13 protein-coding genes are annotated in these 13,142 nt (G+C 71.5%); 4 read left to right on the forward strand and 9 right to left on the reverse strand.

Annotation, left to right across the window (positions count from 1 at the left end):
- Nucleotides 1-76: 76 nt before the first annotated feature.
- From pstB to ACQVFL_RS15775, 6 genes are all read right to left on the reverse strand, one after another.
- Nucleotides 77-940: a phosphate ABC transporter ATP-binding protein PstB gene (gene pstB, locus ACQVFL_RS15750; protein ID WP_396695682.1), complete on the reverse strand. Its 864-nt coding sequence runs from the start codon at nt 938-940 to the stop codon at nt 77-79.
- 1 nt (nt 941) lies between these two features.
- The gene (gene pstA, locus ACQVFL_RS15755; RefSeq protein WP_431729732.1) at nt 942-1,856 is read right to left on the reverse strand and encodes a phosphate ABC transporter permease PstA; all 915 of its coding nucleotides are present in this window, start codon (nt 1,854-1,856) and stop codon (nt 942-944) included.
- The gene (gene pstC / locus ACQVFL_RS15760) at nt 1,856-2,845 is read right to left on the reverse strand and encodes a phosphate ABC transporter permease subunit PstC (RefSeq protein WP_431729733.1); all 990 of its coding nucleotides are present in this window, start codon (nt 2,843-2,845) and stop codon (nt 1,856-1,858) included. The genes pstA and pstC overlap by 1 nt, the downstream gene beginning before the upstream one ends.
- A gap of 85 nt (nt 2,846-2,930) precedes the next feature.
- A complete protein-coding gene (pstS, locus tag ACQVFL_RS15765) occupies nt 2,931-4,007 on the reverse strand; it encodes a phosphate ABC transporter substrate-binding protein PstS (protein ID WP_396695688.1) in 1,077 nt (358 codons plus the stop codon).
- Nucleotides 4,008-4,218: 211 nt separating this feature from the next.
- Nucleotides 4,219-4,863: a phosphate signaling complex protein PhoU gene (gene phoU, locus ACQVFL_RS15770; RefSeq protein ID WP_396695690.1), complete on the reverse strand. Its 645-nt coding sequence runs from the start codon at nt 4,861-4,863 to the stop codon at nt 4,219-4,221.
- 116 nt (nt 4,864-4,979) lie between these two features.
- Nucleotides 4,980-6,341: an MGH1-like glycoside hydrolase domain-containing protein gene (locus ACQVFL_RS15775; protein ID WP_431729734.1), complete on the reverse strand. Its 1,362-nt coding sequence runs from the start codon at nt 6,339-6,341 to the stop codon at nt 4,980-4,982.
- A 105-nt stretch (nt 6,342-6,446) separates the two neighbouring features.
- Between ACQVFL_RS15775 and ACQVFL_RS15780 the strand changes: the two genes are divergently transcribed.
- Nucleotides 6,447-7,049 (forward strand): class I SAM-dependent methyltransferase, encoded by a 603-nt coding sequence (locus ACQVFL_RS15780; RefSeq protein ID WP_396695694.1) that lies wholly within the window; start codon nt 6,447-6,449, stop codon nt 7,047-7,049.
- A 23-nt stretch (nt 7,050-7,072) separates the two neighbouring features.
- Nucleotides 7,073-7,687, forward strand: a complete 615-nt coding sequence (locus ACQVFL_RS15785) for a class I SAM-dependent methyltransferase (protein ID WP_431729735.1) — start codon at nt 7,073-7,075, stop codon at nt 7,685-7,687.
- Between the two features lie 159 nt (nt 7,688-7,846).
- On the opposite strand, the gene ACQVFL_RS15790 is transcribed toward ACQVFL_RS15785, so the two are convergent.
- From ACQVFL_RS15790 to eccB, 3 genes are all read right to left on the reverse strand, one after another.
- Nucleotides 7,847-9,052, reverse strand: a complete 1,206-nt coding sequence (locus ACQVFL_RS15790) for a helix-turn-helix domain-containing protein (RefSeq protein ID WP_396695698.1) — start codon at nt 9,050-9,052, stop codon at nt 7,847-7,849.
- Nucleotides 9,053-9,308: 256 nt separating this feature from the next.
- Entirely contained in the window at nt 9,309-10,523 is a 1,215-nt protein-coding gene (locus tag ACQVFL_RS15795; RefSeq protein ID WP_431729736.1) for a helix-turn-helix transcriptional regulator, read from the reverse strand.
- A 132-nt stretch (nt 10,524-10,655) separates the two neighbouring features.
- Nucleotides 10,656-12,026 (reverse strand): type VII secretion protein EccB, encoded by a 1,371-nt coding sequence (eccB, locus tag ACQVFL_RS15800; protein ID WP_431729737.1) that lies wholly within the window; start codon nt 12,024-12,026, stop codon nt 10,656-10,658.
- Between the two features lie 104 nt (nt 12,027-12,130).
- On the opposite strand from eccB, the gene ACQVFL_RS15805 reads away from it, so the two are divergent.
- Nucleotides 12,131-12,874 (forward strand): spermidine synthase, encoded by a 744-nt coding sequence (locus tag ACQVFL_RS15805; RefSeq protein ID WP_396695704.1) that lies wholly within the window; start codon nt 12,131-12,133, stop codon nt 12,872-12,874.
- A 72-nt stretch (nt 12,875-12,946) separates the two neighbouring features.
- Complete coding sequence (locus tag ACQVFL_RS15810; protein WP_396695706.1) at nt 12,947-13,123, forward strand: hypothetical protein; 177 nt, start codon at nt 12,947-12,949, stop codon at nt 13,121-13,123.
- The last annotated feature ends 19 nt before the right edge of the window (nt 13,124-13,142 follow it).

The following is a 13,142-nucleotide window of genomic DNA, read 5'->3' on the forward strand; positions in this document are numbered from 1 at the left end:
ACGTCGGCACGTCGCGCAGGACGGTCCGCCGCACGGCAGGACGGCGTGCGGCCCGCCGTTGTACCGTCGCTCCGGCTCAGCCGAAGCGGCCGGTGATGTAGTCCTCCGTCCGCTTGTCGGCGGGGTTGGTGAACAGCTTGCCGGTCTGGCTGAACTCGACCAGCCGGCCGTGCCGCACCTGCCTGTCGTCCACCTCGGCGGTGAAGAACGCGGTGTAGTGGCTGACCCGGGCGGCCTGCTGCATGTTGTGCGTGACGATGACGATGGTGTAGTCGCTCGCCAACTCGAACATCAGGTCCTCGATCTTGGCGGTGGCGATCGGGTCGAGCGCCGAGCAGGGCTCGTCCATGAGGATCACCTCGGGCTTGACCGCGATGGTCCGGGCGATGCACAGCCGCTGCTGCTGACCACCGGAGAGCGCCAGGGCGCTCTTGCGCAGCTTGTCCTTGACCTCGTCCCAGAGCGCGGCGCGGGTCAGCGCCTCCTCGACGTGGTCGTCGAGACGGCCCTTGATGCCGTTGATCCGCAGCCCGTACGCGACGTTGTCGAAGATGGACTTGGGGAACGGGTTCGGCTTCTGGAAGACCATGCCGATCCGGCGGCGGACCTGGATCGGGTCGACCTCCTTGGCGTACAGGTTCTGGCCGTGGAAGAGGACCTCGCCGCCGACACGGGCGCCGGGGATCGGGTCGTTCATCCGGTTGAGCGCCCGCAGCACCGTCGACTTGCCGCAGCCCGACGGCCCGATCATCGCCGTGACCTGGTTCTGCTGGATCGGCATCGAGGTGCCCCGGACGGCCTCGTAGCTGCCGTAGAAGACGCTGACGTCGTTGAGCTGCATCACCGGTGCGGTCGACGACACGGTACCCGCGGCAGTGGTGCCGGGGGCGTGCACCGCGACGGACGGTCGGGTGGTGAGGTCGGTGTCGTTACTGGCCATGTCAGCGCTCCTTGATGGCGAACCGGCTTGCGATGAGGCGGGCGATGATCGTGAAGCCGAGCACGATCACGATGAGCGTCAGGGCGGCACCCCAGGCCCGGGACTGGGCCGCCTCGAAGGGTTGGCTGGCGTTGCGGAAGATCTGCGCGGGCAGCGCGGTGTTGGTCCCGTCGAAGAGGTTCCAGTTCGGCGCGAACACGATGCCGGTGACGATGACGATCGGCGCGGTCTCACCGGCGGCCCGGGCCACCGCCAGCAGCGAACCACTGGTGATGCCGGAGATCGCCGCCGGCAGCACGACGGTGAGCGTGGTACGCCACTTGCGCGCGCCGAGCGCCATGCTCGCCTGCCGCAGTTCCTCGGGGACCAGCCGGAGCATCTCCTCACTGCTGCGGATGACCACCGGCAGCATCACGCAGGCCAGCGCCAGCGAGCCGGCGAAGCCGGTCTGCTTGCCGACCATCAGCACCCAGGCGATGTAGATGAACACGCCCATCACGATCGACGGCACGCCGGTCATCACGTCGGCCATCAGCCGGATGACCCGGGCCAGCGGCTTCTGCTTGCCGTACTCGTTGAGGTAGATCGCGCCGAAGACGCCGAGCGGGATCGCCATCAGGGCGGCCATGCCGGTGATGGTCAGCGTGCCGACGATCGCCGCCGACATGCCGCCGCCGTCGCGGCGGTAGGAGTTCGGGATGTCCTCGGTCAGGAAGGACAGGCTCATCACCCCGGAGCCCTTGACGACGACCTCCCAGGTCACCAGGGCCAGCGGGACGACGGCGAGCAGCACGGCGGTCCAGATGGCCGCCGTGGCGAGGTGGTTGCGGAACCGACGACGGCCGGACAGGGCCGCCCTGGTCAGGTCGGGCCCGCCGGCTGCGGCCCGGGGGGCCGGAGGTGCGGTGACGGTCATTACCTGCTTCCCTTCATCCGCGCCTCGGCCCGGCGGACGACCACCTGGGCGAGCACGTTGATCAGTACCGTCATCGCGAACAGCACCACGCCGAGACCGATCAGGGCGGCGGTGTAGGTGCCGGTGGACTCGCCGAACTGCTGCACGATGACCGCGGCCATGGTGTTGCCGGAGGCGAACAGGTTGGCGGTGATCTGCGTCGAACCGCCGATCACGAGGGCCACCGCGATGGTCTCCCCCATCGCCCGGCCCAGGCCGAGCATCACCGCGCCGACGACGCCGCCGAAGCTGTGCGGGAAGACCGCGCCCCGGATCATCTCCCAGCGGGTCGCGCCGAGCGCCAGGGCCGCGTCCTTGTCGGCGCGGGGAACGGTGCCGAACACCTCGCGGGTGATCGAGGTGATGATCGGCGTCACCATGATCGCCAGGATGATGCCGGCGGTCATGAAGTTGCGACCGGTGCTGACCGGGCCGAAGAGGCTGCCGAGCACCGGGACGCCGCCGACCACGTCGTGGATCCCCTGGTAGACCGGGACCAGCGCCGGCGCGACGACCAGGATGCCCCACAGGCCGAAGACCACCGACGGCACGGCGGCCAGCAGGTCGATCACGGTCACCGCCGGGCCGCGCAGTCGGCGCGGCGCCAGCTCGGTGAGGAACAGCGCGATGCCGATCGAGACCGGCACCGCGAACAGCAGCGCGATCAGCGACGAGACGGCCGTGCCGTACGCGAACGACAGCGCGCCGAAGATGGCGTCGCCGGTCGCCGGGTTCGGGTCCCAGACCCGCTCGGTGACGAAGCGCAGCCCCATCGCGTCGAACGCCGGCCACGCCTCGGTCACGGTGGTGACGAGGATCAGCCCGAGGACGGCCAGCACGAGTAGGCCGGTGCCGAGCGTCCACCAGGAGAAGACCCGGTCGCCGAGGGCGCTGGAGCCGCGTCGGGCCAGCGTCGGCCGGGAGTCGGGGGACTTGGTTGTCAAGGTCATCTTCACTCCAGCTCAGGTACCCCTGGCGGGGACGGGATCGTGTCGATCCCGTCCCCGGATGGAACGCCCAGCGATCTTGATCTGCTCAGCCCTGGATCTTCTCGACCTGAGCCAGCGCCTTCTCCTTGAGCGAAGCCGGCAGCGGCGCGAAGTCGATCTCCGGAGCCAGCTCCTGGCCCTCGTTGAGCAGGTAGGTGAGGAAGCCCTTGACCAGCTCGGCCTTGGCGGCGTCGCCGTACGAGGTCTTGACGATGATGAAGGTCGGCGCGGTGATCGGGTACGAGCTGGCACCGGCGGCGTCGAGCGGGTTGTAGCTGAGGTCCGCCTCGACCGCGGCACCCTCCAGGCCGGCGGTGGTGCCCTCGATCGACGGCGCGACGAACTGGCCGTCCTTGTTCTTGATGGCGGCGAAGGTGAGCTGGGTGGCCTTCGCGTCGCTCAGGTCGACGTAGCCCACGGCGCCGTTGGTCTGCTTGACGATCTGCGCGACACCGGTGTTCTTCTCACCGCCCTGGGTGCTGGCCGGCCAGGCCACCGTGTCACCGCTGCCGAGCTTCCAGGTGGAGCCGGCGGCAGCCGCCAGGTACTTGGTGAAGTTGTTGGTGGTGCCGGAGCCGTCCGAGCGGTGCGCGACGACGATCGGCGTGCTGGGCAGCTCGACACCCGGGTTGTCGGCCTTGACGGCGGCGTCGTCCCAGGTCTTGATGTCGGTCTGGAAGATCTTGGCGAGCGTCTCCGGGCTGAGCTGGAGCTTCTCCACGCCCTGGAGGTGGTAGGAGATCGTGATCGGCGCGGCGACCGTCGGCACGTAGAGGAACGAGTCGGCGGCCACGCCGTCGGTGTCCTTCACCAGGCTGTCGGTGCCGGCGAAGTCGACCAGGCCCTCACCGAACTGCTTCTTGCCGGTGCCGGATCCGGTCGCGTTGTAGGTGACCGTGACGTTGGAGGCAACGCTCTTGAACTCTTCGATGACCTCTTGGTAATACGCGTCCGGGAAGCTGGCGCCGGAGGCGTTCAACGCGCCGGACAGGTTCGCGTAGGCGCTGTCGCCGCCGCTTCCGCCCGGCTCCGTGCTGTTGTCACTGCTACCACAGCCGGTAAGCGCGAGCGCGGCAAGCGCGACGCCGGCGAGGACGCGCCGCGAGAGCACGTTGCGGTTCACCAGGTAAGCCTCTCTATCGGGGTGCATCAGCCCGTCCGGGCCGTACGCGAGCCAAGGTAGGAGGCCCAGGTAGCCGGACCCCCGGACCCAGGTGAACGAAGAGTGAACTTGACGGCTCGACCGATGGCCGGACCGGAGTCGGGATGTGACGTTGCGGGGACAGCGTGCCGAATGCCCGGAATGCGACCCCGGTCGAAGCGGCCTCGGACCGTCAGAGCCGGATGGTGCCCGTCGTCAGGTAGACCACCTGCCGCGCCACGTTGACCGCCTGGTCGGCGTACCGCTCGTAGTAGCGGCCGACCAGCGCCAGGTCGATGGCGGACTCCACCCCGTACGGCCAGCCGGCCACCAGGAGCGACAGCAGGCGCTCCTGGGCGGCGTCGACCTCGTCGTCGTCCAGTCCGAGCTGCATCGCGTCCAACCGGTCGCGGGTGGCCAGCACGACGGCGGTCTTGTCGGCGATCCGGGCCGCCGCGTCGGCCATCTCCGTGATCACCGGGACCGCCGGTTCCGGGACCACACCCACCGGGTACCGCATCAGGACGACCTTGGCGACGTGCACGGCGAGGTCACCCATGCGCTCCAGGGCACCGGCGATCCGCAGGGCGCACACCACCAGTCGCAGGTCGGAGGCGACCGGCTGATGCCGGACCAGCACCTGCGGGATCATCGCCTCGACCTCGGCCCGCCGCTGGTCGAGCACCGTGTCGGCGGCGATCACCGCCTCGGCGGCACCCCGGTCCACATCGAGCAGGGCGGTGCCGGCACCCCGGATCGCCGCGCTGGCGTCCCGACTCATCGCGGCCAGCACGCCGGTGAGTCGGTCGAGCTGCTCGTCGTAGCTGTCCCGGCTCATCGCGCCCCTCCGTCCGTCCAGGCCGTCCCACCCGCCGGTGGCACGTCACCGCCGCGCCGGGGGCCGGGCCCGGCCCGGCCCGCAAAACTACCCGCCCCGTGCATCCCCGTCGGTGGTCAGTCGGCCAGCACGTCCAGCAGCAGTGCCGCCGTCCACCCGAAATCCGCCGAGCCGAGACCGGCACCGGTCTGCGGGTGGAAGTACTCGTGACAGCCGGCGGTCTCGACCAGCTCGATCATCGACGCGCGCAGGCCGGCGGCGAGCCCGTCCCGCCCGTGCGCCAGCAGGCCGTACCGCACCAGCCAGTTGACGTTCATCCAGCTCGGACCACGCCAGTAGCGCAACGGCTCGAAGTCGCTCGCGGTACGGTCGTGGCTCGGCAGCGGTCGCTCCATCCGCTCGGCCAGACCGAAACGCGCCGAGGTGGCCTCCGCCAGCACCGCCTCGACCTGCCGCGCCGGCAGGTCGGGCAGGATCAGCGGGGCCAGCCCGAGCACCGTACGGGCCGGGGTCAACCGGTCGGTACGCAGGTCGCGGGCGTGGAACGTGCCGGTGGCCGGGTCGTACAGCCGGTCCACCAGCGCCGTGGTGATCCGGGCCGCCTTCTCCCGGTGCGGCCCCGGGTCGGCGTCGACCTGCCCGGCGATCCGGGCCAACGCGTGCTCGGCGGCGCCCATCGCGGCGTTGAACAGCGGACACTCCACCAGGAACGGATGGCGCTCGGCCAGCCCCACGTCGCGGTACCCGGCCGCGCGGTAGGCGGTGACGATGGCGACGTACCGCGCGTAGTCCAGGTCGGTGGGCCGGTGCGCGGCGGCGGCGTGCACGATGTCGCGCCGCCGGTACGCCCGCATGACCGACGCCTCGGCGGGCACGGCCGCCAGCGGTTCGTCCCAGGCCGGGCTGTTGTCCAGGCCGGACTCCCACGGGTGCACCACGGCGGCCAGCCCGGCGCCGCCGACGTCCCGACGGGTGGCGAGATAGCGCTGCTGCGCCACCAGCCGGGGATAGAGCCGCCGCAACGCGTCCCGGGCCTGCGGCGAAGGTGCCCGTTCGTAGGCGTGCCAGGCGGCCAGCGCGTGCACCGGCGGCTGGACCAGACCCGAGGTGGCCACCGCGGGCGCACCCTCGACCTCGGTGCAGGCCCAGAACAGCGGACCCGGGAAGTACGCGGTGGCCGGCACCGCCGGGTTGAACACGATGTGCGGCACCCGGCCGTCGCGCCACTGGGCGGCGAACAGGCTGGACAGCTCCGACCAGGCCCGCTCGGGTCGGACGTGCGCCCAGCCGATCGCGATGAACGCCGAGTCCCAGCTCCACTGGTGCGGATAGAGGGTGCGCGACGGAACGGTGTGGTCGTGCTCCCAGTTGCCGTCCAGAGTGGCCTGCGCCGACTGCCGCAGCCGGGCGTGACCCCCGTCGGCCTGGTCGGCCGGGGCGGGGCTCGGTCCGGTCGACGGAACAGTCTGGTTAACCATGAGTCACATCCCGGTAGCGCTACGCTCCTCGCTAGGCTAGACGATCGTGGCATCAGTCAATGCGCACGGGGGCGCGCGAACGATCGACGCGAAGGAGCCCCAACGATGCAGCAGGGTCCCACGGGTACCGAGGGCGAGGACTACACCCACCGGTTGCAGAAGCTCGGTGGCGCGCGCTGGAAGCAGCTCCTGGACGTGCAGGCGCCGTACCGGTGGAACCTTCGGCGACTCGGCCTCGGCCGTACCCTCGACGTCGGCTCCGGGCTCGGCCGGAACCTGGTCAACCTGGGAGCCGGGGCGGTCGGCGTGGACCACAATCCGACCTCGGTGGCACACACCCGCTCGCTTGGGCTGGAGGCGTACACCACGGAGGAGTTCTTCCGCTCGGCGCACGCCCGCCCCGACGCGTTCGACTCCATGCTCGCCGCGCACCTGCTCGAACACATGCCGGCCGAGCAGGCCCGCGAGGTGGTCGCGTCGTACCTGCCGTTCGTCCGCCCCGGCGGCCGGGCGGTCTTCATCACCCCGCAGGAGCGCGGGTACGACAGCGACGCGTCGCACGTCCGGTTCGTCGGCTTCGGCGAGGCGGCCGAGACCTGCCGGGAACTCGGGCTGACCGTGCTGCGGCAGTACTCCTTCCCGTTCCCCCGGATCGCGGGACGGGTGTTCACGTACAACGAGTTCGTGACCGTCGCCCGGCTGCCCTGAGGGCCGCCGGTTACGGTGGGCCCATGGGCAACCCGACCCGGTGGGCCACCGACACCGGCCCCGAGCACTCCCAGTGGTACGTCGACCGGTTCCGCCGCATGGCGGCCGACGGGGTCGACCTGGCCGGGGAGGCGCGACTGCTGGACACACTGGTGCCGCCGGGCTCCCGGATCCTCGACGCCGGCTGCGGCACCGGCCGGGTCGGCGCCGAGCTGGCCGCCCGGGGCCACAGCGTGGTCGGCGTGGACGCCGATCCGGTCCTGGTCGAGGCGGCCCGCGCCGACCATCCGGGGCCGCGTTGGCTGGTCGCCGACCTGACCGAGCTGGATCTGGTGGCGGCCGGTGAACCGGAGCCCTTCGACGCGGCCGTGCTGGCCGGAAACGTGATGGCGTTCGTGGCGGCGGGCACCGAGGGCGCGGTGCTCCGGCGCGTCGCCGCGCACCTGCGTCCGGACGGGGTGGCGGCGATCGGATTCGGTACCGACCGGGGCTATCCGCTGACCGACTTCGACGCCGACGTGGTCGCCGCCGGGCTGCGCCGGGAGCACCGCTTCGCCACCTGGGACCTGCGTCCGTGGCACGACGACGCCGACTTCGCCGTCACCATCCTGCGCCGCCCCGCCACCGCATCCGCCTGATCGCGTCGAGAACGTCGCGAGCGGCGGCGGCCACCGTGCAGTCCGGTATGCGGCAGACAGGACACGTGCCGCCGACTGTCGGCTGGTGGTCGCGCAGGGTCCACCGCGCGGTAAGGGCGAGCCGGTTGAGGATCTGGGCCAAGGACAGGAGCGGTGCCGTCATACTCCGGACACCCCGAGGGCGGCGGCGAGTTGCACGACTGTCGTCGGAGCATCCGGGCTACGGATGAGCTGGGCGAGCACATCACGAGCAGCGGGTCGGTGGCGCACCTCAGCGGGGGCGGTGCGCTCGGCCTCCAGCACGATCCGAGCGGCGCTGACCGGGTCGCCCACCTGGAGATGGGCGCGGGCAGCGTCGATCAGGTACGCGGCACGGTGCTCGACGGGCAGCCACCGCCACCCCTCGCCGCTGACCACCTGATGATGCCAGACCACCGCGTCGCCTCCGTCGCCGCATGCGACCGCTGCCGACATCCGGGCGGCGGCCACGGCGGCGGGTCCGAACGCGGTCCGATAGTGGTCGCGACCTTCACCCACTCGCGCGGCCAGATCAGCAGCCTCGCCGAGCAGGGCGCGGGCAGTCCGCTCGTCGCCGTGCCCGGCCGCCGCGAGGGCGGCCTGCACGAGCAGTGTTCCGCACAACGACAGGCACGCCGGAGATTCACCGTCGAGGTCCGGCGGTGCGATGCGGTACGCGGCGGACCGGCTGGTCGATGCCGCCAGCCGCGCCCGTCCGGTGGACCGAAGTACCTGCACCAGTTGCACCGCTGCGGCGGCCACCAACGCCGGATCACCCACGGCGAAGGCCATCGCCCGGTCGGCGGCCAACCACGCCAACTCGCCTTCATCGAGCTTCACCAGCAGCGACGCGGTCACCCGATACGCCTCCACCAGCGGCCCCCGGCCCGTGCTCGGATCGAGGGCGTGGCCGCGCTGCGCTGCCGTCAGCAGCTCCGGCAATGCACGGATCAGGTGCGGGTACCGAGCGTACTGGTAGGTGGTCCACGCATGCTCCACCGTCCGGGCCACCTGGGCCGTCGACGACACGTCCCGACCCGAGGCTCGCCGCCCCAGGACGACGTCGTACGTCGACAACGTCTCCCGGATCCGCTCCACACCCTCCGGCCGCCCGCCGGCCCCATCGATGCGGGTGTCACGGCCGAGCAGCACAGACTGGTCGATCCCCAGCACAGCGGCGACGTCCACGATCGTGGACACCTTGTCCAACGACCTGGCACCACGCTCGACCTTGTCCACCCAGCTCTTGGACTTGCCCAGACGGTCGGCGAACACCTGCTGCGACATCCGCCGCCGACCACGCCAGTACGCCACCCGCCGACCGATCGGCAACAGCTCACCACTCACGACGCGACCGATCCGGCAACGTCCGGGCCAACTCCCTGACCGGTGTCCGCTCCACCTCAGTTCGGACGGCCACCCGCCACACGATGTGTTGCGCCGCGACGCACGGCCCCCACCAGATCACCCGTTCGCCTCCGCTCGTCATGAACAGCGGCGAAGGGATTCCACCAGCACATACTCCCTAGAGCCACCATGCGATCACGCTAAGCAGGAAGAGTCCGGACAGGGGGTACGTGGCGTACCCGGTGACGGGCGGTACCTACAGGTCGGTCACACCGATTCGGCGTGCGAGGTCGACGGCCTCGGCGCGAATCGACGCCGGCGCCTCGCGACACAACCGGCCGACCATGTCCTGCGCTATCGGGGAGTACCGAACCGTCTCCGGCGAAGTCGCCTCGGCCCGCGTGAGCAGGTGCAGGGTCGCCTCCCGTGCACCCTCCAGATCGGCCGACCGGGCCAGCTCCACATAGTGTCGGCCGCGACGCTCGGTCGATGGGATCGACGCCGGGTCCAGGGCGTGAGCCCGACGTTGAGCCTCGTCCGGGTCGCCCAGATCCACCGCGCACATGACGGCGTACACGTCGACCAGCGGCCGCGACACCCTGGTCCTCAGACCCACGAAGCCGTCCGGCAACGCACGGTCGATCACCGTTCTCGCGGCGTCCCAGTCCGACCACGCCCCCTGGTCGCCCGTCCGGGCGCGCGTGAGCGCCTCGTTCAGGTGCAGGTCGGCGAGCATCTCCGCCCACTCGGTCCCACCCTCGGCAACCCGAGGTGCGATCAGCTCTCGCGCATCCCGGAGCCGCTCCAAGGCCTCGTCACCACGACCGACCGAGCGCAGCAGGTGCGCGGCATACCAACTCGCCTGAGCGATCGCGAGCGGATCGTCAGCGTCCAGGGCCGCAGTCATCCCGCGGTCGACGGTGAGCCAGACCAGCTCGCGGTCACCGTGCCACGCCAGGTACGCCTGAGCGAGATGGTATGCCTGCGCGAGAAGCGCAAGGCTTGCCCGTCGTTCGGCGCCGGAATACAGCCGAGCCGCCCGTTGGGTCGCGTCGAGCAGCACGGGCAGCGCCTCGCCAACCGCAGTCCGCTGATGCCGGGACGTGTGCCAGGTCTGCCAGGCGGAGTCGACCGCGCCCCGCAGATAGTCGGTGCTCTCCGGTTCACCGTCGACCGTGATGTGCCAGGCGGTCAGAGCACGCCGAACCTCGTGAACGGCGGGATGACTGACCCGGGCGTCCAGGGAGAGCGAGACGGACGGGCCGAACAGGTCACCGAGATCCCGTACGCCGAGATGCGGGGCCAACTGTTGTGCGGCCCGCAGCGTCAACGACCGTCGCCCTTTCTCGATGAACTTCACGGTCGTCGGCGAGAGTCCACTCACACCGGCAAGGCGTTCACGGGAAAGCCCGGCAGCTCGGCGAAGTCGCTCGACGCGTTGGCCCGGGGTGGGTTGCTGCTGATCGGTCACGGAGACACCTCACCCAATAGGGGTACATCGTGTACCCCACCGTAACGCCCGAGTGCGGCCCTCGCCGTCCCCGGATGCAAAGGAAGGGACCCTTCCTATGCACCAGGCGTTAGTAGGGGACCCTTCCTTTCATCACGGAGGGTCGGCCTGGCGGGCCGCCTCGGGGTCCAGGGGCGCTCCGGCGGGAACCAGGTCGACCACGCCGGCGGGCAGCCGCACCGGACGCACCTCGCCGTAGCCGAGCATGGCCGGCACGGCGGCGTCGGCCAGGACGTAGCGTCGGCCGAGGTCGGTGACCAGGGAGATCGCCCCACCGGTGGCACCGGGCGCGGCGACCGATTCGACCACCGCGCCGCGCCCCGGCTCCACCGACACCTGGTCCGCCGCACCGGTCGCCCGGTGCGGCACGCCGACCGGTTCCGGTGTCCGTACGCCGAGACGCAGGTCGACCGGGCCGGTGTCGTCGCCGACCCGCACACAGAGCGTCGAGGTGTCCTCGGCGGTCAGCCGGGGCGGTACCTCGGGTGGCGCGCCGGGTCCGTTCGGGGTGAGGTCGTCGAGCTGCGGCAGGGCGGCGAAGCGGCCGAGGCTGACCGGGTCCGGCTCGCGCTGCCCGGTCCGGGCCAGCAGCAGCGCGGCCTGCAACTCGGTGATGCCGGCCAGGCCGTCACGGAGCACCACCGCGTACTGCCGCCCGCCGCCGGGGTTGCGCACGACGAGGACGTCGCCGACCCGCGCACCGGTGACGCGAACCGCGCGGTCACCGAGGCCGGGTATCTCCAGCGGCTTCAGGTCCGCGCCGGCCGGGACGGCGTTGAGCAGGGCCGCGGCGACCGGCACGGCCCGCGCCCGGGTGGCCGCCAAGGCGGCCAGCACCCGGTCGGTGTCCCGGACCAGGTGCCGCCGCTGCTGCCAGAGCAGGTGCAACGCGCCGTCGGGGGCGCGCAGCAGCAGGCCGTACGCGCCGAGCGGCCGACCGTCGTCGCCGCCGGAGCCGATCAGCAGCGTCGAGTGGGGCCGCTCCGGTCCGGCCGGGGTCGACACCGACGAGCAGACCGTCCACGGCGCGGTGGTGAGCCGCCCGGTGTCCGGCAGCGAGTCGGGCGCGTCGCCGATGCCCAGCGGTACGCCACGCGGCACCCCGTCGAGCGACCGGCGTGACACCAGCACGGTTCTCGGCTGGTCCGCACCGACGATGAGCAGAGCCGAGGCGTAGTTGCGGACCGGGTGCAGCCGCTGTTCGCGGTAGACGAAGCGAGCGCCGGACTCCTTCTCGACGATGACGGCGGCGGTGTCCCGCCACGTCGCGCCACCGCCGGTGAACAGGCCGTAGAGGGCGAACGCGCCCAACCCGACGACCGCCACCAGGACGCTGGCCAGGGCGGCACCGGCGAGCCGCCGCATCGGCGAGCGCACCGGGTCGGTCTCGCGCATCACCAGCGCCGCCACCACCCGCTGGAGGGTGAACTGGTACGAGTGGAGCTGGTCCTGCCGCGACGGCATGCGATCTCCTCCGCGCGAGACGGTCGGCGCACAGGATATGCGCCGCGTCGATGTCGCGTGGACCCTGCGTCACGGTCCGCCGGCATGCGCGTAGCATCCGGCCGGTGAGCGTACGTTTCGAGGAGCTGGCCTGGCGTCCGACCCCGATCGGCGAGATCAGCCTGCGCCGACGCCGGGACCCCCGTCTCGACCTCGACGTGTACGAGGTCAAGCTCGACGACGAGTACCTGATGTCGAGCCTGTTCACCGCCGGTGAGGTCGCGCTGGCCGAGCTGGGGCTGGCACCGCTGTCGGGGACCGGCCTGGAGGTGGCCGTCGGTGGGCTCGGGCTCGGCTACACGGCGAGGACGGTGCTGGCCGACGAGCGGGTGGGCGCGCTGCTGGTGGTGGAGGCGGTCGAGGACGTCATCGACTGGCACCGGCGCGAGTTGCTGCCGTTCGCCGCCGGGTTGGCCACCGATGCGCGTACCCGGCTGGCCCGAGCCGACTTCTTCGCCCGGGTGGCCGGCGGCGACGGCCTCGACCCCGACGCGCCCGGGCGTCGTTTCGACGCCGTCCTGCTGGACGTCGACCACTCCCCCGCGCACGTGCTGCACCCGAGTCACGCCGACTTCTACACCCCGGCGGGGTTGCGCCGCCTGGCGCGGCTGCTCCGTCCGGGCGGGGTGTTCGCGCTCTGGTCGGACGACCCGCCCGAGCCGGGCTTCGACGCGGTCCTCGCCGAGGTCTTCCCGACCCACCACAGTCACGTGGTGCGTTTCCCGAACCCGCTGACCGGTGGCGAATCGGCCAACACGGTCTATGTGGCGCAGACCTCGACCGCGCCTGACCTCGCCGGGCAGGCATGAGGCCGGGACGAACGGGGTAGCTGACCAGGCAGGCCGCCCGGATCGTCCGGGCGAGGTGCTCAGGAGGTTCAGATGCGTGCCCTGCTGTGGGTGGTCGCCGTGGTGGCCGGTGTGCTCGTCCTGCTCGGGCTGCTCCTCGAAGCGGTCCGTTGGCTGCTCATCATCGGTGTCATCGCGCTCGCCGCGGTGATCGTGCTGGCCTTCGTCAAGGGCCGGCGGTCGGCCCAGAACTATCCGAGCCGCCGCTGAGCGACGGCTCGGAAGTCGG

This window comes from Verrucosispora sp. TAA-831, assembly GCF_050780145.1.
Taxonomy (GTDB): domain Bacteria; phylum Actinomycetota; class Actinomycetes; order Mycobacteriales; family Micromonosporaceae; genus Micromonospora.

Coding starts and splice junctions, on each gene's coding strand:
- pstB (WP_396695682.1), bottom strand. CDS start 940: ATGGCCAGTAACGACACCGACCTCACCACCCGACCGTCCGTCGCGGTG.
- pstA (WP_431729732.1), bottom strand. CDS start 1,856: ATGACCGTCACCGCACCTCCGGCCCCCCGGGCCGCAGCCGGCGGGCCC.
- pstC (WP_431729733.1), bottom strand. CDS start 2,845: ATGACCTTGACAACCAAGTCCCCCGACTCCCGGCCGACGCTGGCCCGA.
- phoU (WP_396695690.1), bottom strand. CDS start 4,863: ATGAGCCGGGACAGCTACGACGAGCAGCTCGACCGACTCACCGGCGTG.
- ACQVFL_RS15775 (WP_431729734.1), bottom strand. CDS start 6,341: ATGGTTAACCAGACTGTTCCGTCGACCGGACCGAGCCCCGCCCCGGCC.
- ACQVFL_RS15780 (WP_396695694.1), top strand. CDS start 6,447: ATGCAGCAGGGTCCCACGGGTACCGAGGGCGAGGACTACACCCACCGG.
- ACQVFL_RS15785 (WP_431729735.1), top strand. CDS start 7,073: ATGGGCAACCCGACCCGGTGGGCCACCGACACCGGCCCCGAGCACTCC.
- eccB (WP_431729737.1), bottom strand. CDS start 12,026: ATGCCGTCGCGGCAGGACCAGCTCCACTCGTACCAGTTCACCCTCCAG.
- ACQVFL_RS15810 (WP_396695706.1), top strand. CDS start 12,947: ATGCGTGCCCTGCTGTGGGTGGTCGCCGTGGTGGCCGGTGTGCTCGTC.